Source organism: Nocardioides sp. (assembly GCF_044226765.1).
Lineage (GTDB): Bacteria > Actinomycetota > Actinomycetes > Propionibacteriales > Nocardioidaceae > Nocardioides.
In genome coordinates, this window is the sequence record NZ_JBGAGJ010000001.1 from 517119 (window position 1) to 539047 (window position 21929).

22 protein-coding genes are annotated in these 21929 nt (G+C 71.1%); 12 read left to right on the forward strand and 10 right to left on the reverse strand.

The window, feature by feature from the left end; genetic code table 11:
- Positions 1-9: 9 nt before the first annotated feature.
- A complete protein-coding gene (locus tag ACILRH_RS02415; protein WP_395690539.1) occupies positions 10-426 on the reverse strand; it encodes a cupin domain-containing protein in 417 nt (138 codons plus the stop codon).
- Between the two features lie 196 nt (positions 427-622).
- On the opposite strand from ACILRH_RS02415, the gene ACILRH_RS02420 reads away from it, so the two are divergent.
- Positions 623-808, forward strand: coding sequence for a hypothetical protein (locus ACILRH_RS02420; RefSeq protein ID WP_395690540.1), 186 nt, complete (start codon positions 623-625; stop codon positions 806-808).
- A 237-nt stretch (positions 809-1045) separates the two neighbouring features.
- On the opposite strand, the gene ACILRH_RS02425 is transcribed toward ACILRH_RS02420, so the two are convergent.
- From ACILRH_RS02425 to ACILRH_RS02440, 4 genes are all read right to left on the reverse strand, one after another.
- Positions 1046-1228, reverse strand: coding sequence for a hypothetical protein (locus tag ACILRH_RS02425; RefSeq protein WP_395690541.1), 183 nt, complete (start codon positions 1226-1228; stop codon positions 1046-1048).
- Between the two features lie 19 nt (positions 1229-1247).
- Positions 1248-2318, reverse strand: coding sequence for a hypothetical protein (locus tag ACILRH_RS02430; protein WP_395690542.1), 1071 nt, complete (start codon positions 2316-2318; stop codon positions 1248-1250).
- 89 nt (positions 2319-2407) lie between these two features.
- Positions 2408-3565: a sulfotransferase family protein gene (locus ACILRH_RS02435; protein ID WP_395690543.1), complete on the reverse strand. Its 1158-nt coding sequence runs from the start codon at positions 3563-3565 to the stop codon at positions 2408-2410.
- A gap of 3 nt (positions 3566-3568) precedes the next feature.
- Positions 3569-4411 carry an SDR family oxidoreductase gene (locus ACILRH_RS02440; RefSeq protein WP_395690544.1) on the reverse strand — a complete coding sequence of 281 codons (843 nt, stop codon included), beginning with the start codon at positions 4409-4411 and terminating at the stop codon, positions 3569-3571.
- Positions 4412-4613: 202 nt separating this feature from the next.
- On the opposite strand from ACILRH_RS02440, the gene ACILRH_RS02445 reads away from it, so the two are divergent.
- The 5 genes from ACILRH_RS02445 to ACILRH_RS02465 all read left to right on the forward strand — a co-directional run bounded on the left by ACILRH_RS02445 (position 4614) and on the right by ACILRH_RS02465 (position 13249).
- Positions 4614-6386, forward strand: a complete 1773-nt coding sequence (locus ACILRH_RS02445) for a flavin-containing monooxygenase (protein ID WP_395690545.1) — start codon at positions 4614-4616, stop codon at positions 6384-6386.
- 165 nt (positions 6387-6551) lie between these two features.
- Positions 6552-8537: a substrate-binding domain-containing protein gene (locus ACILRH_RS02450; protein WP_395690546.1), complete on the forward strand. Its 1986-nt coding sequence runs from the start codon at positions 6552-6554 to the stop codon at positions 8535-8537.
- The gene (locus ACILRH_RS02455; protein ID WP_395690547.1) at positions 8534-9748 is read left to right on the forward strand and encodes a sugar ABC transporter permease; all 1215 of its coding nucleotides are present in this window, start codon (positions 8534-8536) and stop codon (positions 9746-9748) included. Before ACILRH_RS02450 ends, ACILRH_RS02455 begins: the two co-directional genes overlap by 4 nt.
- Positions 9749-9789: 41 nt before the next feature.
- The gene (locus ACILRH_RS02460; protein WP_395690548.1) at positions 9790-12393 is read left to right on the forward strand and encodes an acetoacetate--CoA ligase; all 2604 of its coding nucleotides are present in this window, start codon (positions 9790-9792) and stop codon (positions 12391-12393) included.
- A gap of 22 nt (positions 12394-12415) precedes the next feature.
- On the forward strand, positions 12416-13249 hold the full coding sequence (locus ACILRH_RS02465; RefSeq protein ID WP_395690549.1) for a mycofactocin-coupled SDR family oxidoreductase: 834 nt from the start codon (positions 12416-12418) through the stop codon (positions 13247-13249).
- A 132-nt stretch (positions 13250-13381) separates the two neighbouring features.
- On the opposite strand, the gene ACILRH_RS02470 is transcribed toward ACILRH_RS02465, so the two are convergent.
- The 3 genes from ACILRH_RS02470 to ACILRH_RS02480 are packed head-to-tail and all read right to left on the reverse strand — an operon-like array spanning position 13382 to position 15746.
- On the reverse strand, positions 13382-13723 hold the full coding sequence (locus ACILRH_RS02470; RefSeq protein ID WP_395690550.1) for a DUF3024 domain-containing protein: 342 nt from the start codon (positions 13721-13723) through the stop codon (positions 13382-13384).
- A gap of 5 nt (positions 13724-13728) precedes the next feature.
- Positions 13729-14874: a hypothetical protein gene (locus ACILRH_RS02475; RefSeq protein ID WP_395690551.1), complete on the reverse strand. Its 1146-nt coding sequence runs from the start codon at positions 14872-14874 to the stop codon at positions 13729-13731.
- On the reverse strand, positions 14874-15746 hold the full coding sequence (locus ACILRH_RS02480) for a TIGR03619 family F420-dependent LLM class oxidoreductase (RefSeq protein ID WP_395690552.1): 873 nt from the start codon (positions 15744-15746) through the stop codon (positions 14874-14876). The genes ACILRH_RS02475 and ACILRH_RS02480 overlap by 1 nt, the downstream gene beginning before the upstream one ends.
- 88 nt (positions 15747-15834) lie before the next feature.
- Between ACILRH_RS02480 and ACILRH_RS02485 the strand changes: the two genes are divergently transcribed.
- The 4 genes from ACILRH_RS02485 to ACILRH_RS02500 all read left to right on the forward strand — a co-directional run bounded on the left by ACILRH_RS02485 (position 15835) and on the right by ACILRH_RS02500 (position 19026).
- Positions 15835-16272, forward strand: coding sequence for a nuclear transport factor 2 family protein (locus ACILRH_RS02485; protein WP_395690553.1), 438 nt, complete (start codon positions 15835-15837; stop codon positions 16270-16272).
- Positions 16273-16274: 2 nt separating this feature from the next.
- The gene (locus ACILRH_RS02490; RefSeq protein WP_395690554.1) at positions 16275-16766 is read left to right on the forward strand and encodes a nitroreductase family deazaflavin-dependent oxidoreductase; all 492 of its coding nucleotides are present in this window, start codon (positions 16275-16277) and stop codon (positions 16764-16766) included.
- A gap of 546 nt (positions 16767-17312) precedes the next feature.
- Positions 17313-18374 carry an IS110 family transposase gene (locus tag ACILRH_RS02495; protein ID WP_395690555.1) on the forward strand — a complete coding sequence of 354 codons (1062 nt, stop codon included), beginning with the start codon at positions 17313-17315 and terminating at the stop codon, positions 18372-18374.
- Positions 18375-18441: 67 nt separating this feature from the next.
- Positions 18442-19026, forward strand: a complete 585-nt coding sequence (locus ACILRH_RS02500; RefSeq protein ID WP_395690556.1) for a hypothetical protein — start codon at positions 18442-18444, stop codon at positions 19024-19026.
- On the opposite strand, the gene ACILRH_RS02505 is transcribed toward ACILRH_RS02500, so the two are convergent.
- A complete protein-coding gene (locus ACILRH_RS02505) occupies positions 19013-19942 on the reverse strand; it encodes an EamA family transporter (protein WP_395690557.1) in 930 nt (309 codons plus the stop codon). The two genes, ACILRH_RS02500 and ACILRH_RS02505, sit on opposite strands and share 14 nt — an antisense overlap.
- A gap of 41 nt (positions 19943-19983) precedes the next feature.
- Here ACILRH_RS02505 and ACILRH_RS02510 point away from each other — a divergent pair, with 41 nt between their 5' ends.
- Positions 19984-20487, forward strand: coding sequence for a MarR family winged helix-turn-helix transcriptional regulator (locus ACILRH_RS02510; RefSeq protein WP_395690558.1), 504 nt, complete (start codon positions 19984-19986; stop codon positions 20485-20487).
- An 89-nt stretch (positions 20488-20576) separates the two neighbouring features.
- On the opposite strand, the gene ACILRH_RS02515 is transcribed toward ACILRH_RS02510, so the two are convergent.
- A complete protein-coding gene (locus ACILRH_RS02515; RefSeq protein WP_395690559.1) occupies positions 20577-21425 on the reverse strand; it encodes an aldo/keto reductase in 849 nt (282 codons plus the stop codon).
- Positions 21426-21464: 39 nt separating this feature from the next.
- Between ACILRH_RS02515 and ACILRH_RS02520 the strand changes: the two genes are divergently transcribed.
- Positions 21465-21896, forward strand: coding sequence for an NUDIX hydrolase (locus ACILRH_RS02520; RefSeq protein WP_395690560.1), 432 nt, complete (start codon positions 21465-21467; stop codon positions 21894-21896).
- The last annotated feature ends 33 nt before the right edge of the window (positions 21897-21929 follow it).

Sequence of the window (21929 nt, forward strand, 5' to 3'; positions counted from 1 at the left end):
GGGGCTCGGTCAGGACCCGCCGGTCAGGTGGGGCAGGTCGTCGAGGTGCGGGAGCAGCTCGACGCTCTCCTGCTCGTTCGGGTCGGTCCGCGCCACGACCGCCCGTGCCCACCGGTCGGCGCTGGTGTTGACCGGGACGTGCGGGACCCCCGGCGGGATGTAGACGAAGTCGCCGGCGACCGCGACGGCGTGTGAGGTCAGGTCCTCGCCGAACCACACCTCGGTCTCGCCCTCGATGACGTAGATCGCGGTCTCGTGCCCCGCGTGCCGGTGCGCCTTCGCCCGGGCGCCGGGCGGGATCTCCAGCAGGTGCGCGCACAGTCCGGTCGCCCCGACGCTCTGCGCCGAGACCCCCTCGAACTGCTCCAGCCCCTGTCGCGACGTCGTCCGGCCCCCGGTGGGCACCACCTTGAGCGTCCGCTCCACAGCTCGTCCTCCTCCTGCTCGCCGTCCTGCAGGAGCCACATCACCACGTCGGTGCTGCCGGTGGGCGGGAATCGGGACAGATCGGCCGCCTCCCCCACCGTTCGACCCGAGCGTCACGACCGGACGGCCGCCCAGGCCAGCGCCGCCCGACCCGGCGATCCCGCCGGAGCGGCGCGACGAGCTGCCCCGGATACTGATGGCGTGTCGCCGGGAGGTACGCCGGACCAGGGGGACCCCCGAGGAGCGGTCCGCCCGCGACGGCGTGCAGGCGGCCAAGGTCGCGCTCGGCGAGCGCGGCACCCCGTGGTGGGACCAGACGGACGCCGAGCGCCGGGAGCGGTGGAGCGCCGCCGTACCCCTGCCGGACGGGGTTGGTCCGTGAGGCGCAGCGCCGCAACGTCCTCAGGAGCGAGCAAGCCCTTGCACGTCCCTGATGACGTCCCTGAGGGTCAGCGGGCGTGCTCGGCGAGAGGACGGCAGGGCGGGCCGCGGTGTCCCAGCGCGGCACCGAGGGCTGCCCCTCGCCGGGCCGTGTCGCCCGGGACGCCTGGGGCGGCGACCCCGGCGAGCGCTGGGTCCGCGGGGCTCGACGTCTGAGCGCGGCGTCGTCGGCAGCCGGTCAGGTCACCCGCAGGACCAGGGCGAGCCCGAGCAGGCCGGCCCCGAGGAGCACCAACGCCGCGTGGAAGAGCTTGACCCTGCGCACGTCGCGAGCGGCCCGGTCCATCGCGGCGGCCGTGGTGGGGTCGCTCAGGTCGGGCTCGGGAGGCTCCTCGTCGTCCCAGCGGTGATGCCGTCGCACGCGACCAGTGTCGCTCGCCCTACCTGATCGTCCCCACCCCGGGGATCAGCGGCAGGTCGAGCGCGGTCACCCAGCCGGCCGGCAGCTCGTTGACGTAGGGGACCGCGTTGAGCGCGCGCAGCCCGGTCGCCAGGCAGCCGGCCACCGCCGGCGCCCGTCCCGAGCCGTCGGTGAAGCGGAACGCCGTCTCCTGGCTGATCGAGGGCGACCCGGTGATGTCGACGCGGTAGACGTCGTCGGCCGAGCCCGCGGGCCAGTCCGGGGCGGCGTCCAGCCCGATGCGGTTGACGTGCTCGAGCGTGATCACCTCGCGGCCGTCGTACACCCCGTTGATCGTGAACCGGATCGCGGCGACGTTGCCGGCCTCGATGACGCCCTTCGCCGTCGGCCGGTCGGTCGGCGTCACCCACTTCTCCCACGTCGTGGTGATGTCGTCGAGCTCGATGCCGGCGGCGTGCGCGATCATCGGGACGGTCGCGCCCCACGCCATCACGAGCAGGTCCGGGATCTCCAGGAGCGGGGTGTACGACGGCGTCCGGCCGATCCCCATCTCGTCCTCGTAGTCGCCCTCGTAGTCGGTGTAGTCGAGCAGCTCGGACGCGCGCACCGAGTCGACCCGGCCGCACAGGCCCATCAGGGTCATCGGGAACAGGTCGTTGGCGAAGCCGGGGTCGATGCCGGTCGTGAAGCAGCTCGCGCCGCCCTCCGCGCACGCCTCAGTGACCGGGTCGCGCCAGTTCGCCGGGATCTGCTTCATCCCCGGCCAGACCCACGGGGTCATCGCGGTCGAGCAGACGTCGATGCCGGCGCGGAGGAACGCCGTGATCACGCGGATGTTGTCGTCGGCGTACTGCGCCGTCGGACCGTAGTGCACCAGCGCGTCGGGCCGCAGCGCGACCAGCTCCTCGACCGACGTCGTCGTCACGATGCCGGTCTCGGGGAGGCCGAGCAGCGCCCCGACATCCTGCCCCGCCCGCTCGGACCGGGTGACGCCCACGCCGACCAGCTCGAACACCGGGTGGTCGAGGATCTCCGCGATCACCATCGACCCCACCACGCCGGTGCCCCACACGACCACGCGCTTCTTCATCCTGCTGCTCCTCGTCGGTGGGATAGTCCCTGACCTTCGAGTGGTCGGACCGCCGATCTGACCACTCGATCGTCAGGGACTATCCCGGATCATCGGTCGAACGCCGCCCGGACCCGCTCCTCGGTGAGGCCGTAGTCCTTGAGCCGGTAGGAGTGCGACGGCTTCGCCTTGCCCTGCTTGGACTCCTGGTCGATCTCCTCGAGCGCGGCCTGCACCTGCGGCGTCCAGTCCAGGCCGAACCGGTCATAGACGCGGCGGGTGACGCCGAGCGGGTCGCGCACCAGGTCGGAGAAGGCGACGTCGACGAACTGGTCCTGGTCGTAGGCCGCCCGCGCGTCGTGGAAGGCGTGGAACGCCCGCGACCACAGGTCCAGCTGGGTGTGCCCGATGACGCCGCCGACGTACGTCGTGGAGTGGCCGGCCGTCGTCTCGGCCGACAGCGAGCAGGACGAGGCGATGCAGGTGACCGGGTCGCGGTGCGTGTAGACGATGAGCGCGTCGGGGTAGACGGCCATCAGCGCGTCCAGCGCCGTCATGTGCGAGGGGTTCTTGAGGACCCAGCGCTTCTCCTGGTCGTTGAGCCCGACCAGCTGGAGGTTCTCCTTGTGCCGCGCGTACGCGTCGGTCCAGTCCTGCTGCTGCAGCCAGGACGAGTAGCGCGGCAGGTTCGCCAGCGCCTCGTAGGAGTTCGACTTGCCGGTCTGCCGCAGCAGCCGCCAGCACTCCTCGACGGTCGTGGCGTCCATGTAGTGGATCCCCATGAAGTCGGGGCTCTCCACGTGGTGGGCCGAGAACGCCTGCTGCATGGCGGAGAAGATCGGGTCCGACTCCCAGGTGTCGCGCGGCGGTCGCGGCTGCGGGTACTGCGTCAGCCACATCTCCAGCCCCTGCGCCATCGGGTCGGCGTGCAACAGCCGGTGCAGCGCGGTGGTGCCGGTGCGCGGCAGGCCCATCACGAAGATCGGCCGCTCGATGCGGACGTCGCGGTGCTCGGGGTGCGCGGCGAACTGCGCCTGGGTCAGCAGCACCCCGACCAGCGCCGACTTCACCTCCGAGCGCTGGAAGTAGTTGCCCCGGGGGGTCAGCCCGGCCTCGGGCGACGCGAGGTCCTCGACCAGGACCCGCAGGCCCTCCTCGTGCCCCCCGTCGCCGAAGTCGCTCAGGCCGGTGGTGCGGACCGCGGCGGCGGCGATGTCCTCGTAGCTGCCGACGTCCGGCCGCTCCCGGGTCATCACGTTGTCGGACATGGGTCAGTCGTGGAACTCGCCGCAGTCCACGGCCAGCATCTGGCCGGTCACCGCGGAGGCGAGGTCGGAGGCGAGGAAGAGGGTGGCCCGGGCGACCTCCTGGGGGGACGCCAGCCGCTTGAGGTCGGTGGGCGCCGCCTTCTCGGCGTACACGTCCTCGTGGGTCTTGCCCTCGACGGCGGCGAGGTAGTCGAAGTAGCCGCGGTTGACGTCCTCGTAGATGTACGACGGCGCGACGCTGTTGACGCGGATCCCGCGCGGCCCGAGCTCGGTGGCCAGCGACGAGGCGAGGTGCTCCAGCGCGCCCTTGGAGAGCTTGTAGCCGGCGTACTCGGGCTGGGAGGAGTAGACGACGCAGGAGTTCAGCATGATGATCGAGCCCTTCGACGCCGACAGCGCGTCGGCGAAGAGCGCCGAGAGCCGCAGCGGCGCGAAGACGTTGGTCTCGTTGGCCTTGGCCAGGTCCGCCGGGCTGATCTGGGTGATCGGGTCCATCGGCGGGATCGCGAAGGCGTTGTTGAGCAGGCAGTCGACCCGCCCGAACGCCTCGAGCGACTTCTCGACGAGGGCCGCTCGCGACGCCTCGTCGGTGATGTCGGTCGGCACGACGACGGCTCGCCGGCCGTAGGACTCCACCACCGCCGCCATCTTCTCCAGGCGCGACGCGGTGCGGCTCGCGAGCACCAGGTCGGCGCCCAGCTTCGCCGCCTCCTCGCCGAGCGCGCGCCCGAGCCCCGGTCCCACGCCGGACAGGACGATCACCTTGTCCCGGAGCAGCGGGACCGGCTGGTAGCGGTCCTCGATCGAGGTGTCGTGGGCCTGGGCGTATCCGAGGTCGTTCGTCACGCCGGACAGACTAGAACCTGTTTCAGTTCCGGTCGAGCGGGTCGGCGGAGATCGCTAGAACCCGTTCTCGTTCTCTCGCAGAAATGTTGGTCCGACGCCTTCCCACGGCGTGTGACGTGTGCAACACTCGCCCGACCGAGCGATCGCTCGGTCGGGAGGAAGCGTCGCCGGGAGCGGCGGCGCGGGGTCGAGGGAGGACCGAGTGGGAGTGGGAGCGGAGTCGTCGCCCGACGAGGTGCGCGCGGCGTTCGAGGACTGGCTGGGCGCACTCGCGGCGGGGCTGGAGGCGGCCGACGGATCGGCGGTGCTCGAGCTCGTCGACCCGGACTGCTGGTGGCGCGACCTGCTGGCGCTGAGCTGGGACCTGGGCACCTACCACGGCACCGAGCGCATCTCCGGGCTGCTGGGCCAGCACCTCCACCGCGCCGCGGTGACCGACGTCGCCCTGGACGCGGAGTTCGGGCCACGCTTCGTCGCCGAGGACGACGGACCCGGCACCATCGAGGGCTTCTTCACCTTTCAGACCGCCGAGGCATGGTGCCGCGGGGTCGCACGCATCCGCGAGGTCGACGGTGGCTGGCGGGCCTGGACCGTGATGACCGGCATGGAGGACCTCAAGGGCCACGAGCGCGCCCTCGGCGCCCGCCGGCCGACCGGACCGCGGCACGAGGTCGGCGCGACCACCCAGCGCAACTGGAAGGACCAGCGCGAGGCATCGGTCGCGTTCGACGACCGCGACCCGGACGTCGTGATCCTGGGCGCCGGCCAGGGCGGGCTCGCGCTCGCCGCCAACCTGCGGCTGATGGGGGTCGACGCACTGATCCTCGAGAAGAGCGAGCGGGTGGGTGACGGGTGGCGCAAGCGCTACCACTCGCTCGTGCTCCACGATCCGGTGTGGGCGGACCACCTGCCCTACCTGCCGTTCCCGCGCTCCTGGCCGATCTACTCGGCCAAGGACAAGATCGCCGACTGGTTCGAGTTCTACGCCCAGGCGATGGAGCTCAACGTCTGGTGCTCGGCCGACATGACCGACGCGGCGTACGACGAGGCCGCTCGCCGCTGGACCCTCACGGTGCAGACCCCGACCGGACCGCGGACCCTGGTGACCCGCGACGTCGTCCTGGCCACCGGCGCCGCGGGCGAGCCCAACATCCCGGACTTCCCCGGCCGGGACCTCTTCCCGGGCACGGTCTACCACTCCAGCAGGCACGGGTCCGGCGGCGACTGGTCGGGCAAGCGGGCGGTCGTGGTCGGCGCCTGCAACAGCGGCCACGACATCGCCCAGGACCTCTACGAGGCCGGCGCCGAGGTCACCCTCGTGCAGCGCTCGTCCACCCACATCATCAGCCAGGAGCACGGCATCCCGGCGATCTTCGGGGCCAACTTCACCGAGTCCGGGCCCCCGACGGAGTACGCCGACCTCCTGGCCAGCGCCTTCCCGTGGCCACTGGTCCTCGAGGCCGCCAAGCAGGGCGTCAAGGACACCGCCGAGAAGGACGCCGCCCTGCTGGCGTCGCTCGAGGCGGTCGGCTTCCGGCTCAACGACGGCCCGGACGGCACCGGGCTGATGGGGTTCGCCCTGGCCAAGGGTGGCGGCTACTACATCGATGTCGGCGCCTCGGGGCTGATCGCGTCGGGCAAGATCGCGCTCGCCCAGGGCTCAGGACTCGCGGAGTTCAACTCCACCGGCGTCCGGCTGGCCGACGGCAGGGAGCTCGACGCCGACCTGGTCGTCCTGGCCACCGGCTACTCCAACATGCGCGAGACCGCGCGGCGGCTCTTCGGCAGCGGCGTGGCCGACAAGCTGCCCCTCGTGCTCGGCGTCGGCGAGGACGGCGAGATCGGAGGTCTCTACCGCCGCACCGGTCAGGACGGGTTCTGGTACATGGGCGGCCCGCTGGCGTGGGTCCGCATCTACTCCAAGCACCTCGCCCTGCAGATCGCCGCCGACCAGGCCGGGATCACCCCGACCTGACCTGCGGTCGCTCACCCCACGGATCCTCTCGGGGCCAGCAACACACCCCGACCGGGACGGCGCGGTCCGCGCCGTCCACCCACGGTCATCGGTTGAGGGCTGCCACACCAGCGCTCACTCACACCCGAATCACCAGGTCCGGGTGCCTCGTCGAAGGAGAATCGAATGCAAGTCAGCAGCAAGCGGAAGAGGACGGGTCTCGGCGTCCTCGCGATCCTCTGCGGGCTCGGCCTGGTGGCGGCCGCCTGTGGCAGTGACAGTGACGGCTCGGACGGCAGCGCGTCGTCGGGAGGCGGCAAGAAGCTCGTGTACTTCATGGCGCCGAACACGACGCCGACCCGGTACATCGAGCAGGACGGGCCGGACTTCAAGAAGTCGCTCGAGGCCCTCGACCCCGACGTCGAGGTGAAGTTCGTCAACGCCGGCGGCGACTCGGCCACCCAGCTGTCGCAGGCCAACTCGGCGATCGCCGCCGGTGCGAAGGCCCTCGTGGTGGTGGCTGCTGACCCCAACACGAGCTCCGGGTTGCTGGAGGCCGCGAAGGCGGCCAACGTGCCGGTGATCGGCTACGAGAACCCGCCGCTGAACGGGCCGATGTACGCCCAGGTGATCTTCGACCCCTACAAGGTCGGCGTGCAGCAGGGTGAGTACTTCAAGAGCCAGGTCGAGGCCGGCGCCTTCGGCGACGGGGCGGTCGACCTCGCCCGCCAGTACGGCAACAAGGGCGACGTCTACACCACCGAGATGCTGCGCGGCCAGAACGAGGTCCTGCAGCCGCTCATCGACGACGGCTCCATCAACGTGGTCTGTGAGGACTACATCAAGAACTGGGACCCGGCCGAGGCGCAGAAGGCCGCCGAGCAGTGCCTGACGAAGACGTCGGGCAAGATCGACGCCTTCCTCGGCTTCTACGACGGCAACGCGTCCGGGATCATCGCCGCCCTGCAGGGCAAGGGCGTGAAGATCCCCGTCTACGGCGGCCAGAACCCCGAGCTCACCGGCCTGCAGTACATGCTGACCGGTGACCAGGAGGACGACGTGCTCAAGGCCTTCTCGGTCGAGGCCGACGCCGCCGCCAAGATCACGCAGGCCGCGATCAACGGTGAGGACCCGCCGTCGGACCTGGTGAAGGACCCGGTCAACAACGGCACCGACGACATCCCGACCGCGAAGCTCGACACCACGCTGATCCACCTCGAGGACGGCAAGGACCCGGGCGACATCGTGCAGCAGGCCGTCGACCTCGGCATGGTGGCCGCCGAACGGCGGCCACCCCGCACCACGGCCATCTGCCGGACGGCCACCCCGATGACCACCCACACCCAGGGAGGAACACCCATGCCTGAGGCAGCTGCGGCCGCCAGCCCTCGGTCGACTTCTCGTGGCGAGCTGCTGCTCGAGCTGCGCCGCGTCTCGAAGTACTTCGGAGGCGTCCGTGCCCTGCACGAGGTCGACCTGGAGCTCTACCGCGGCGAGGTCGTGGGTCTCGTCGGCGACAACGGTGCGGGCAAGTCGACGCTGGTCAAGGTCGTCTCGGGCGTCGAGCACCCCGACTCGGGCGAGATCCGCGTGCGGGGCGAGTCGGTGCGGCTCGAGACTCCGCGCGGCGCCCAGGCGGCGGGCATCCACACCGTCTACCAGGACCTGTCGCTGTGCGACAACATGGACGCGGTCGACAACGTCTTCCTCGGCCAGGAGCTCGCCGGCGGCCTCCTGCGCGGCCGGCCGCTCGAGCGGCACCGCATGGAGATGCAGGCCGGCAGCCTGCTCGACAGCCTCGCGGTCAGGATCCGGTCCCTGAGCGCACCCGTCGGCGGCCTGTCGGGCGGACAGCGGCAGGGCATCGCCATCGCCCGCGCGCTGATCTCCGACCCGAGCCTCGTGCTGCTCGACGAACCGACCGCCGCACTGGGGGTGTCGCAACGCACCGAGGTGCTCGAGCTGATCGTCCGCCTCCGGGCGCAGGGACGCGGGGTGCTCGTGATCTCCCACGACCTCAAGGACGTCCAGGAGGTCGCCGACCGGGTCGTGGTCATGCGGCTGGGCAGCAAGGTCGCCGAGTTCGGCCGCGGCGACTACTCCTCCGGCGACCTGGTCGCCGCGATCACCGGAGCCCACGAGGCTCCTGGAACGACGGGAACCACCCGATGAGCGTCCAGTCCCCGGCACCCGTCACCGCGTCGGCCGCCGACCAGCCGTCCACCCCGGTGCACTCGCGCATCGTCGCGGGACTCGGCGGGCGCTACCGGAGCATCCCGGTGCTGATCGTCCTCGGCCTGATCTGGCTCTACTTCTACTCGCAGAACTCCGCCTACCTGACCTCGACCAACATCACCAACCTCTCCCTCCAGATCGTCACCACCGCGATCCTGGCGCTGGGCATCGTGTTCGTGCTGCTGGTCGGCGAGATCGACCTGTCCTCCGCGATGCTCTCGGGCGTCTGCGCGACCGTCACCGCCCAGCTCGCGATCAGGAGCGACTGGCCGTTGTGGCTGGCGGTCCTCGCCGGTGTGGTCGTGGGCCTGCTCTTCATGCTCGCCGAGGCCCTGGTCATCATCTTCGGCGTGCCGTCCCTGATCGTGACGCTGGGCGGCATGGTGATGCTGCAGGGGCTCCTGCTGGTGGTGCTGCCGCCGGAGTTCACCATCAACATCGGTGGCACCGAGTACGCCAAGATCGCCGCGACCTTCGTCCCCGCCGGATGGAGCTTCGCGATCGCCGCCGTCGGGTGGCTGGTGTTCTGCGGGTCGCGCTACCACGGCCTGCGCGCCCGCCGGACGACGACGCCGCGTGCCCTGCTGCTCGCCGTCGGCGTGCCGGCGGTCGTCAGCGGGGTGGTGATCTTCGGGGCGGTGGCCGTGCTGAGCGAGGGGCGCGGCCTGCCGCTCCCGGTGCTCATCCTGGTCGCGATGCTGTTGATCGGCTCCTACTTCACGACCCGGACCCGCTTCGGCTCCCACCTGTACGCCGTCGGCGGCAACCGGGAGGCCGCCCAGCGCGCCGGGATCCCCGTGTCGCGGATGGTCGTCTACTCGTTCCTGATCCTCGGCGTGTGCGCCGCGGTCGCCGGCACCGTCGAGGCCGCGCGGCTCCTGGCGGTGTCCAACTCCTCGGGCGGGGGGCCGCTGATGCTCAACGCGATCGCGGCCGCGGTGGTGGGAGGTGCGAGCCTCTTCGGTGGCCGCGGCACCGTGTGGGCCGCGTTGCTGGGCGCCCTGGTCATCGGGTCCATCAACAACGGGGTCCAGCTCCTGGGGCTGTCCACCGAGGTCCAGAGCTTCGCGACCGGCGGAGTCCTTATCCTTGCCGTTGCGATCGATGTCGTGATCACCCGTGGGTCGCTGCTGCCGAACCGCCGATGACCAGCGAGACGACGTACGTGAGCGAGCGGGGAGGTACGGACATGACCGTCGAAGCCGGGTGGACGCCCACGGCCGAGCAGATCGACGGTTCGCGCGTGGTCGACTTCGCCCGCTGGCTCGGGGACCAGGGCGTCGTCAGCCTCGACGACCCCCGCGACTATCGCGAGCTGCACGCCTGGTCGGCCGCCGAGCCGGCCCGGTTCTGGGAGTCGGTCGCCCGCTACTTCGGCGTCGAGTTCGGCGCCAAGGCGAGCGAGGTGCTCTCCGGCCGGGAGATGCCCGGGGCGCGGTGGTTCCACGGCGCGTCGATGAACTTCGCCCGGGAGATGCTCAAGCACGGTGCTGCGGAGCGCGACGCGGTCATCCTGGTGCGCGACGACGGCCACCGGGAGTCGATCACCTTCGGCCAGCTGCGCGACCAGGTGGCCGCCGTGGCCGGCGCCCTGGCCGACCGGGGTGTCGGCCAGGGCGACCGGGTGGTCGCGTACCTGCCGAACTGCATCGAGGGCGTCGTCGCCTTCCTCGCCTCCGCCACCCTCGGCGCGGTGTGGTCCCAGACCGGGATGGACTACGCGCCGGCGGCGGCGATGGACCGGTTGGGACAGCTCGACCCGACCGTCTTCATCGCCGGCACCGGCTACCTGTTCAAGGGAGTGCAGCACGACCGGCGCGAGGCGGTGGCCGAGCTGCGCGTGCTGCTGCCGGTCGACGCACTCGTCGTGTCGATCGAGACCGGAGGCGTGCCGCGCGACGACGAGACCCCGTGCGACATCACCTGGGAGCAGCTCCAGCACTTCAGCAAGCCGGTCCGCACGGCGGTGAACGTGCCCTTCGACCACCCGCTCTGGGTGCTGTTCACCTCGGGCACCACCGGTCGGCCCAAGGGCATCGTGCACGGCCACGGGGGCGCCCTGCTCGAGCAGCTGGTCTCGCCGGGCTTCCACATGGATCTCGGGGAGACCGACGTCTTCTTCTGGTTCACCACGCCGAACTGGATGATGTGGAACGCCCAGATCTGCGGGCTGCTCCACGGAGCCACCATCGTCCTGTTCGACGGCAGCCCGACGCATCCGGACACCGGACTGCTGTGGCGGCTGGTGGAGGAGCTCGGCGTCACCGTCTTCGGCACCAGCCCCGGCTACCTGCAGGCGAGCGCTCGCGACGGCGTCGAGCCGGGCCGCGACCTCGACCTCTCGGCGCTCCAGCTGATCGGTGTCACGGGATCGGTGCTGCCGGCCAGCTGCAACCAGTGGGTCCGTGACCACGTCCGCGCCGACCTGCAGCTGGGGTCGATGAGCGGCGGCACCGACATCGTCGGCATCTTCGTCGCCAGCGCACCCAACCTGCCGGTCTACGACGGGGAGATCAGCGGGCCGGCCCTCGGCGTCGCACTCGAGGTCTGGGACGAGAAGGGCAACCGGCTCCCCGACGGTGAGACCGGCGAGATGGTCATCACCCAGCCGATGCCGTCGATGCCGATCGCCTTCTGGGACGACCCCGAGGGGGAGCGCTACCGCGACGCCTACTTCGACGTGTTCCCCGGCGTGTGGCGCCACGGCGACGCCATCACGATCACCGAGCGCGGGACGATCATCATCCACGGCCGCACCGACTCGACCCTCAACCGCAACGGCGTGCGCCTCGGCAGCGCCGAGATCTACGAGGCCGTCGAGTCGCTCCCCGAGGTGACCGACAGCCTCGTGGTCGGCGTCGAGCTCCCCGAGGGTGGCTACTGGATGCCCCTCTTCGTCGTCGCGGACGACGGTGGTGACGAGGAGCGGCTCCGGTCGAGGATCATCGAGACGATCGCCGGCCGGACCTCACCGCGCCATGTGCCGGACGAGGTCATCGTGGTCCCCGCACTGCCCCACACGAGGACGGGCAAGCGGCTCGAGGTGCCCGTCAAGCGCATCCTCCAGGGCGCAGCGCCCCGCCGGGTCGCGAGCATGGGGGCCGTCGACGACGTCCAGGCACTCAAGTGGCTGATCGACTTCGCGAACAAGCGCAACGGCGGCCCGGACGTCGGCTCGACGGTCCTGCCGACGGACGCCTACGAGGACTGGCGCGTCTACCACGAGCAGGACCTGCCGCGGGTGCTGGGCGCCGCCCTCGACGTGTTCGCCGAGAAGGGCTACCACGGGACCACGACGCGCCAGCTCGCCGATCGGTCGGGGCTCTCCGTGCCCGGGATCTACCACCACTACAAGTCCAAGCAGGACATCCTGCTCGACCTGATGATGGTCATCGTCGACGAGCTGATCGAGCGCAGTCGCTTCGCGGTCGCGGAGGCCGACGACGACCCGCGCTCCCAGTTCGACGCCCTGGTCTCGAGCATGCTGCTGTTCCACGTCTACCGGCGCAAGGGCGCCATCGTGTCGACGAGCGAGCTGCGCAGCCTGGAGCCCGGCAACCGGCGCAAGTACCTCGAGCGGCGTGACGAGCTGCAGCTGATGCTCGACGAGATCATCGACCGGGGGGTCTCGACCGGGGTGTTCGACACGCCCTACCCCGGCGACGCGGGCCGGGCCATCGCATCGATGTGCGCGGGAGTGGCCACCTGGTACCGGCCGGAGGCCCCGCTCAGCTTCGACCCGTTGCTCGACCGCTACCTCTCGATCGCCGAGGCGATCGTGGGCGTGCGCTGACACCGACGAAGGAGGTCTCGAGGTGGGACGCGTCGAGGGGAAGGTGGCACTGGTCACCGGTGCCGGACGGGGACAGGGCCGCAGCCACGCGGTCCGCCTGGCCGAGGAGGGTGCGTCGGTCATCGCCTTCGACATCTGCGCGCCCGTCGCCTCGGTGAGCTACGACATGGCGACCCGCGACGACCTCGCGGAGACCTGCGAGCTCGTGCGGGCGGCTGGCGGCTCGACGTACTCCGCCGAGGTCGACGTCCGCGACTTCGACCTGCTGGCGCGCGAGCTCGCGCTGGGGGTCGACGTCCTCGGCGGCCTGGACATCGTGGTGGCCAACGCCGGGATCGCGAGCTACGCGCCCGGCCACGAGATCACCGAGGCGGCCTGGCAGGAGATGATCGACATCAACCTGACCGGCACCTGGCACACCGTCAAGGCGGCCGTCCCGCACCTGGTCGCCGCCGGTCGGGGCGGCTCGATCGTGCTGACCAGCTCGGCGGCGGGACTGCAGGGCACGCCCAACCTCGCCCACTACGTCGCCGCCAAGCACGGCGTGACGGGGCTGACCCGCACCTTCGCCAACGAGCTGGCGCCGCACTGGATCCGGGTCAACAGCGTCAACCCGACGCAGGTCGACACCCCGATGATCATGAACGACGAGATCTTCCGCATGTTCCGACCCGACCTGGAGTCGCCGGGTCGCGACGACATCGTCGACGTCTCGATCGCCACGAACGCGCTCCCGGTGCCCTGGGTCGAGCCGCGGGACGTGTCGAACGCCGTCCTGTTCCTGGCCTCGGACGAGGCCCGCTATATCACCGGGGTCGCGCTTCCGGTCGACGCCGGCATCCTCGCCAAGGTCTGAGCCGGGGCGGTTCACCATCGGGTCGAGCGTCCTCGTACGCCGACGTGCCGAAGTCGCTTCCCGTGCGGCTCCTCGCGCTCGCCCGGCCACCCGTTCCGGCACTCTCGTACGTCGCCGTACGCCGCGGGCCGCTCAGCCCTTGAAGATCGCAGTCGGGTCGCGGTCGATCTCGGCCAGCAGCTCGGCGGCGGTCCCGATGACGGGGAAGCCGTCGGGGTCGTAGACGTGCCAGCGCGAGTTCCGGTCCGCCCAGTGGAGCGCCCAGTCGGACGTCTCCGGTCGGTAGCGCAGCTGGGCGAGGCTCTGGTGCGTCCAGTCGGTCCCACCGCCCCACGGTGCGCGCGTCTCGCACACCGTCACGTTGCGCCCGCGCGTGTGCACCTCCCAGAACACCTCGTCGCGGAAACGTTCCGGCCACTGCGCGGCCGCCCACTGCTCGATCCGTCGGAGGTCGGTCTCGGGAAGAATGGCCACGAGTCTCAGGAGATCATCCGTCGGGCCACCGCCCGCTGCCGGGCGGCGATGCGCGTGGCGTACTCCTCGGTGGTGAGCGGGGAGAGGTGCGGGAGGCGGGACGGTACGTCGGCGAGCGGGACGACCTCGGCGACCGGCCCGTCCTCGGGGCCGAGGTCGCGCTCGAGTCGCTGCCAGCGCAGCATGATCGACCCGGTCCGGTGGCCGGTGGTCTCGAGCCAGTTGGCGATCGGCGCACCGCCCGGCGGGCGCTCGGAGATCACGAACCGCATCATCCCGTCGGGGTCGGTGACGGCCTGCGCCTTGGTGAGCGAGGTCTGGTGGGTCTCGTAGTCGGTCGAGACGTACCAGTCCGACCCGATCTGGATCGCCTGGTAGGCGCAGTCGGTGCACTCGGGGACGGTGACCACGAGCGCCTCGTCCTCGGCCAGCTCGTAGTGGCCGATCGAGGACCGCTGGGAGGACAGCCCGCCCGGGGTGGACTGCGGTGCCGTCGGCCGGTTGGCCGGCTCCTTGCGCTCGAAGAACTGGGGGAAGGCGAACCAGGTCTGGATCGAGCCGGTCAGGAGCTTCGCGGCGACCTCGTACTGCTGCGCCAGGCGGGCGCGGGTCAGTGGCTTCGCGGGCAGGCCGACCGTGTCGGTGCGCTCGATCCAGAGCCGCCCGCGCTCCTCGTTGTCCCAGTCGTTGTAGACCTCGCGCACGATCATCGTCTTCGCGCCCGGCTCCGCGACGTAGGTGAACTCGAAGGAGCCGTCGTCGGCGATGTCGAGCTCGCGGTCGTCGAAGGCGAGCATCGACGTGGCCGCGGAGTCGGCGGTGTAGGCGCCGCCCATGACCTGGAAGGAGAGGTCGGCCGTGGTGCCGCGCACGCCGCGGACGACGTACTCGACGCCCTCCTTGAGGTAGGCGTTGAAGTAGATCGCGTCGGGGTTGTCCAGGCCCTGCCGGGAGAACTGGTGGGTCGGGTTGATGAACAGCGGCCGGTCGAGATCGTGGTCGAAGGCCATCTGCATCGCCATCCGGATCCGACCCGCGAGGTAGTCGTAGCCCTCGAGGAGGTCCTGCTCGGTGCGGATGAAGGACGCGCCCTCGATCAGCTTCTCCGCCTCGGCGATGGCGTCCTGGAGCGGCGTGGTGAGGTCGGACATCAGAGCTTCGCGATGATCTGCTCGGCGTAGCGCTCGAGGTGCTCGATCTTCTTCTCCAGCGGCTCGGTGTCCGGGCCCTTGATGTAGGGCACCCGGAACCCGACGATGCAGTCGGTGACGCCCTTGTCCTCCAGCCGCTTGATCCCGTCGAGGGTGTAGGCGTCGTAGGAGATGACGTGCACCTCGAAGTCGTCGCGGGTGTCGCCCTCCTCGGCGCGGATCTCGGCGAGCCGGGTGAGCAGCCGGTCGAGCTCCTCGCCGTCGCCGCCGGCGTGCATCCAGCCGTCGCCCTTCCGCACGGCCCGGCGCAGCGCCGCGTCCGCGTGCCCGCCGACCAGCAGCGGGATCCTCGACGGGGCGGCCGGGCACTGCTTGAGCGCCTCGACGTCGTAGAACTCGCCGTGGTACTCGAAGAACTCGCCGGTGGTGAGCCCGCGCAGGATGTCCATGCACTCGTCCATCCGCTTCCCGCGCCGGGCCCAGTCGACGCCGAGCGCGTCGAAGTCCTCGGGCCACGGCGAGATGCCGACACCGAGGCCGAGGCGGCCGCCGGAGAGGAACGCCAGCGAGGAGGCCTGCTTGGCCACGAGCACCGGCGGGCGGATCGGCAGCTTGAGGACGAACGGCGTCAGCCGCAGCGTGGTCGTGTGCGCGAACAGGTGCGCGCACAGGATCATCGTCTCGATGAACTCCTTGCCCTCGAGGAACTCCCGGTCACCGGTGTCGGTGTAGGGGTACTTGGAGTCGGAGTCCTTCGGGTAGATGAGGCTGTCGGCCACGGTCATGCTCGTGTAGCCGGCCGCCTCGGCCGCCTGCGCCAGCGGTGCGTAGTACGTCGCCTGCGTCATCGCCTCGGCGTAGCTGAATCGCATTCTTGTCCTTCGGTCCCTGAGTGCCGGCGAGAACGAGCCGGTGTATCGAAGGGTAGAACGTGTTCCAGTTTTCTGCCAGAGTTCGTCCGTGGACCTCCAGGAGATCAGCGACCGGCTCGAGATCGAGGGCGCCGTCGTCCGCTACACCCGTGGCATCGACACCGGTGAGTGGGACCTGCTCGACACCGTCTTCACCCCCGACGCGGAGATCGACTACACCGAGTCCGGCGGCATCGCCGACACGTTCCCGGCGGTGAAGGCGTGGCTCGCCGAGGTGCTGCCGGCGTTCTTCCCGAAGCGGATGCACTCGCTGGCCCAGGTCGCCATCACCTTCGACGCCGAGGGCACCAGCGACGAGGCGCTGGTCACGGCGTACTTCCACAACCCGATGCCGATGGACGATGGTCGCGGCGGGCAGACGGTCGTGGAGTTCGGCGGGCTCTACCACCACACGTTCGTGCGCACGCCCGACGGCTGGCGGAGCCGGCGGCTGCACGAGGAGATCGTCTGGAAGCGGGGCATCTGACGGTGGGCCTGGGGCTGCCCGAGGACCGCCCCGACGGGCTGGACTCCCCGGTCACGGCGCGGATCATCAAGCACATGGCGCGCGCCCAAGTGCGGGTCTTCCGGCTGACCAACGGCCGGATCGGCTCGAGGTGGCGCATCGGCGCCGGGTTCCGCAAGCCGGTCCCCACCCTACTGCTCGACCACGTCGGGCGGAGGTCCGGCCGGACCTTCACGACACCGCTGCTCTACCTGGAGGACGGGCCGGACCTGGTCGTCGTCGCCTCGCAGGGCGGGCTGCCGAAGAACCCGCAGTGGTACCCCAACCTGGTCGCGCACCCCGACACGACGGTCCGGCTGCGCGGGGAGGGGGTACGCCGGGTGCGGGCCCGCACCGCGACGCCGGACGAGCGCGCGGAACTGTGGCCCCGGCTCGTCGAGCTCTACGCGGACTTCGCGAAGTACGCCCGCTGGACCGACCGCGAGATCCCGGTGGTGGTGCTCGAGCCCCGCTGACGACGTCCTGCGCCCTGGTGTGGTGGATGACCTCCCCGGGGTGGCCGCCCGGCCGGATGTCATGCGAGGTGGCTGCCCGCGCGACCACGCCGTATGACGTCTCGGGGGGCCGCCGCCGGATGTCATCCGTGGTGGCTGGCCCAGCGACCACGCCGGATGACGTCCCGGGGGGGCGCCGCCGGATGTCATCCGTGGTGGCTGCCCCGGCGACCACGCCGGATGACGTCCCGGGGGGGGGCGCCGCCGGATGTCATCCGTGGTGGCTGCCTGCGCGGCCACCTCGCATGACTGTGAGGATTCCGTTGGCAGCCTGATGGTGCTGGGCTGTGGGTCGAGGGCTGCGGGTGTGACCCGTCGGATGACTGGCTTCGTGCCCTTGGGGCGACTTGTCCGCTCGTGGTCCTCGGCCCCGGCCCGGGTCGGAGTAGCTGGCCTGATCAGGAGCTTGACCGTCGGGTGTTGACCCACCCGTCGTGTCTCATCACAGTCCTGCCGATTTCTCCGCCCGGACCGGATCCACATCCGCTCCCAGGCAAGGAGGAACGCATGACCAGTCTGACCGATCTAAGTGATCTGGTCGACGTCGTGATCGGCGTCGACACCCACGTCGACACCCACGCCGCGGCCGCCATCGACGTCCGCACCGGTGGGGTGCTCGACGAGATCACCGTCGAAGCCAACGCCGAGGGCTACGCCCAGCTGGTGGAGTTCGCTGACCAACACGCGGTGCTGCGCGCCTGGGCGATCGAGGGCACCGGCTGTCACGGCGCGGGCCTGGCCCACCACCTGGCTCGCGGTGAGGAGCTGGTCATCGAGCTCGACCGTCCCGAGCGGGCCCAACGCCGCAACGGGGAGAAGTCCGACCCCCTCGACGCGGTCCGTGCTGCCCGCGAGGCGCTCGCGCGACCCCGGTGGGGCACCCCGCGCCAGGGCGGGGAACGCCAAGCCCTATCGGTGCTGCTGGCTGCACGACGCTCCGCGGTCCAGGCCGGCACCGACGCACAGCGGCAGGTGTTCAGCCTGGTCATCGCTGCCCCCGAGCAGATCCGTGACCGGTTCCGTGGCCAACAGCTGCCCGCGATGATCAAGACTGCCGCTGCCCTGCGAACCCACGCCTCCTGGGACACCGAGACCACCACCACGGTCACCGCCCTGCGGTCCCTGGCCCGCCGCGCCCAGGCCCTCGCCCAGGAGGCCGCCGACCATCAGAAGGCGATCAAGACCATCGTCGGCCGGTGGCGACCCGACCTGCTCGCGCAGCCCGGCATCGGACCCATCGTGGCCGCGACCGTCCTGTGCGCCTGGTCCCACCCCGGTCGCATCCACTCCGAAGCCGCGTTCGCCAAGCTCGCCGGCGTCGCCCCCATCAAGGCCAACAGCGGCAAGATCACCACCCGACACCGGCTCAACCGCTACGGCGACCGCCAACTCAACAGGGCCCTGCACACCATCGCGCTCTCACGCATCCGCTACGACCAGGACACCCGCGACTACGTCGCTCGCCGCACCACCGAAGGCAAGACACCACGAGAGATCAAACGATGCCTCAAGCGCTACATCGCCAGAGACCTCTACCGCCTACTCGAAAACCGCCCCATCACCACTTGACGAACCATAGGAGCGTCGTCCCCCCTCCCGGTTGGCCCTCGTCAGGCGTCGTGCGGACAATGGGGGCATGTCCGAGCAGCTCCCCGAGCGTCCCGACCGCGAGCACCCGATCGTGGCCGGCCTGGTCGCGCTCGTGGGGGTGGCCGTCGTCGTCGGGCTGGTCCTCGGGCTGCTGGTCTACGCCGGCTCCCGGGTCCTGGGCCTGGGGGGCGACGGGGGTGGCGACAGCACGAGCGCCGACCGCTCGCTCTACCTCCCCACCCCCTCGGAGACCCCCACCGCCTCGGGTCCGCAGATCACGCTCGCGCCCGAGGAGAGCTCCTCGGGCGGTGGGCACCCGGGGGGCCCGTCGAAGTCGCCGTCCGCGTCGAAGTCGTCGGACAAGGAGATCTCGCTGTCGTCCTCGACGACCTCGGCCGGGCCGATGCAGCAGTTCAACCTCACGGGGGTCTACCCGGGTGGCGAGGGCGCGATCCTCACCGTGCAGCGCCGCCAGGACGGCTCCTGGCAGAACTTCCCGGCGACCGGGTCGGTGAGCGGCGAGACCTTCCAGATCCCGGTGCAGACCAGCCAGCCCGGGGTCAACAAGTTCCGCGTGGTCGACTCCGACAGCAAGCTCCAGTCCAACGTCGTCAAGGTCACGATCGGCTGACGGCGACCGCCGGGGCCGCGGCGCGGTCGGTCCGCGGACCGCGACGCAGCCGGTCGAGCACCGCCGGCTGGCCGGCCAGGATCCCGGCGAGCACGAGCAGCAGGCCGACGACCTGGGTGGCGCCGAGTGCCTCGCCCGCCAGGGCCACCCCGATCAGGGTGCCCGAGACCGGGTTGAGCAGGCCGACCAGCGAGACCGCCGCGGCCGGGAGCCGCCGCAGCCCGCGGAACCACACGACGTACGCCAGCACGGTGCCGACCAGGCCGAGGTAGAGGAACCCGGCGACGGCGGGTGCGTCGAGCGCCGGTGGCGGGCCCTCGACCAGCAGGGCGACCGGCAGCAGGACCAGCCCGCCGGCGACCAGCTGCCACGCCGTGAACGTCAGGAGGTCGACCGGCGGGCGCCAGCGCTTGACCAGCACGAAGCCCAGCGACGACATGGTGACCGCGCCCAGGGAGGCGGCGACGCCGACCGGGTCCACGGCGACCCCGGCCCGCAGGACCAGCAGCGCGACGCCGACCACCCCGACGCCCGCCCCGGCGAGCGAGGCGGCCCGCGGCCGCTCCCGGACCAGCGCCCAGGCGACGAGCATGATCATGATCGGCGCGGTGGCCGTCAGGGTCGCGGCCAGGCCGCCGGGCAGTCGGTACGCCGCCACGAAGATCAGCACGAAGAACGCCCCGATGTTCAGCGTGCCGAGCAGCAGGGCGCGCCACCACCAGATCCCCGTGGGGAGCCGGGGCCGGAAGGCCAGGAGCAGCAGGCCGAAGGGCAGCGCGCGGACCGTCGCGCCGAAGAGCGGGCGGTCCGGCGGCAGGAACGTCTCGGTGACGTAGTAGCCCGAGCCCCAGGCGATGGGTGCGAGGGCGGCCAGGGCGAGGGTCGCCGCGCGGCGCCCGACCAGATTCTCTTCCATGGAAGACAGAATAGTTTCCCGGTGAGATATATTCCGCTTCCATGGCGGCGCCCCCGGAGCTGGACCACGTCGGCCGGATCATGGCGCAGTGGCACGTCGAGCGTCCTGACCTCGACGTCTCGCCGCTGGGCGTGATCGGCCGCCTGCACCGCGTCGCCGCGCGACTCACCGAGGAGCTGGTGGCGGTCTACGCGGCGCACGGCCTGGGCGAGGGCGAGTTCGACGTGCTCGCGACGCTGCGACGCACGGGACCGCCGTTCGAGCTCACGCCCGGTGAGCTCGGCGCCCGCACGATGGTTTCCTCCGGCGCGGTCACCAAACGGGTCGACCGGTGCGAGGAGCAGGGCTGGGTGAGCCGCCGCGTGCACGACGCCGACCACCGTGGCCGGGTCGTGGCGCTCACCGAGGCCGGGCGGGCGCTGATCGACGAGGCCTTCACCGCCCACGTCGCCAACGAGCACCGGCTCGTCGGGATGCTGGCCCCCGACGACCGGGCCCGGCTCGCCGGCCTGCTCGAGACCTGGGGCCGCGCCCTGGACGCCTGAGGTCTCGATACGCCGTCGCTCGTTCCTCGCGACGGCTACTCGACCACCGACGGCCACGGTGGTCGAGTAGCGAGCGTATCGAGACCCGCTCAGTCCTCGGGGATCCAGTCCATGGTGTCCGGGTGCGGCCCGCGCCGGCCGTCCTCGCCGCGGTCGAGCGCGCTGATCGCGGCGACCTCGTCGGGGGTGAGCGAGAAGTCGAAGATGTCGAGGTTCTCGCGCATCCGCTCGACGTGCGTCGTCTTGGGGAAGACGATGTCGCCCCGCTCGACGTGCCAGCGCAGCGTCACCTGCGAGGGCGTCTTGCCGTGCGCGGCCGCGATCCGCGTGATCACGTCGTCGTCGAGGACCGCGCCCTGGGCGATCGGGGACCACGCCTCGACGGCGATGCCGTGCTCGTGGGAGGCCGCCCGCACCGCCTCGTTGGCGAAGTAGGGATGCACCTCGACCTGGTTGACCGACGGGACCACGCCGGTCTCACCGATGATCCGCTCCAGGTGGGCGGGCTCGAAGTTGGACACGCCCACGGACACCGCGCGCCCGTCCTCCACGAACGACGCGAGGGTGCGCCAGGTGGACACGTAGTCGCCGTCGTACCGCGTCGGCAGCGGCCAGTGGATGAGGAAGAGGTCGATCCGGTCCAGGCCCAGGCGCTCCATCGACTCGTCGAAGGCGCGGCGCGCGTCGTCGGGCCGGTGGAAGCCGTTGTTGAGCTTGCTGGTGACGTAGACCTCCTCGCGGGGCAGTCCGGACGCGCGGATGGCCTCGCCGACACCGGCCTCGTTCCGGTACATCTGCGCGGTGTCGATGTGCCGGTAGCCGGCCTCGAGCGCCTGGGCGGTCACCGCCGCGGTCTCGGCCGGAGGCACCTGGAAGACGCCGAAGCCCAGCTGAGGGATCGTCGTGCCGTTGTTGAGGGTGATGTTCGGGACGGTCATACGTGTGTCATCACCATTCCGGGGGCAGATCATTCCCCCATGGACTCCTCGCCCGACTTCACCGACTACGACACCCGGCTGGCGGCGTACGCCGTCGTCGTCCGCGACGACCACGTCCTGCTCGCCCTCTGGAACGAGGTCGACCCCCCGATGTGGACGCTGCCCGGAGGCGGCGTGGACCTGCTGGAGACCTCGGAGGAGGGCGCCGTCAGGGAGGTCCGCGAGGAGACCGGGTACGACGTCGTCCTCGGTCGGCTGCTCGGGGTCGACACCTTCGTGGTCGAGCCGGGGCGTCGCCTCGACGGGTCGGGACGCTGGCAGAAGAACGTCCGGGTGGTGTTCGAGGCGCGGGTCGTCGGCGGCGAGCTGGCCGCGGAGCTCGACGGCACGACCGACGAGGCGCGCTGGATCCCGCTCGCCGACGTACCCGGTCTGTCCCGGATCGGCTTGGTCGAGAAGTTCGTCGGGTGATCGGGAACAACCCCGACCGCGTCCTGCGTTGAA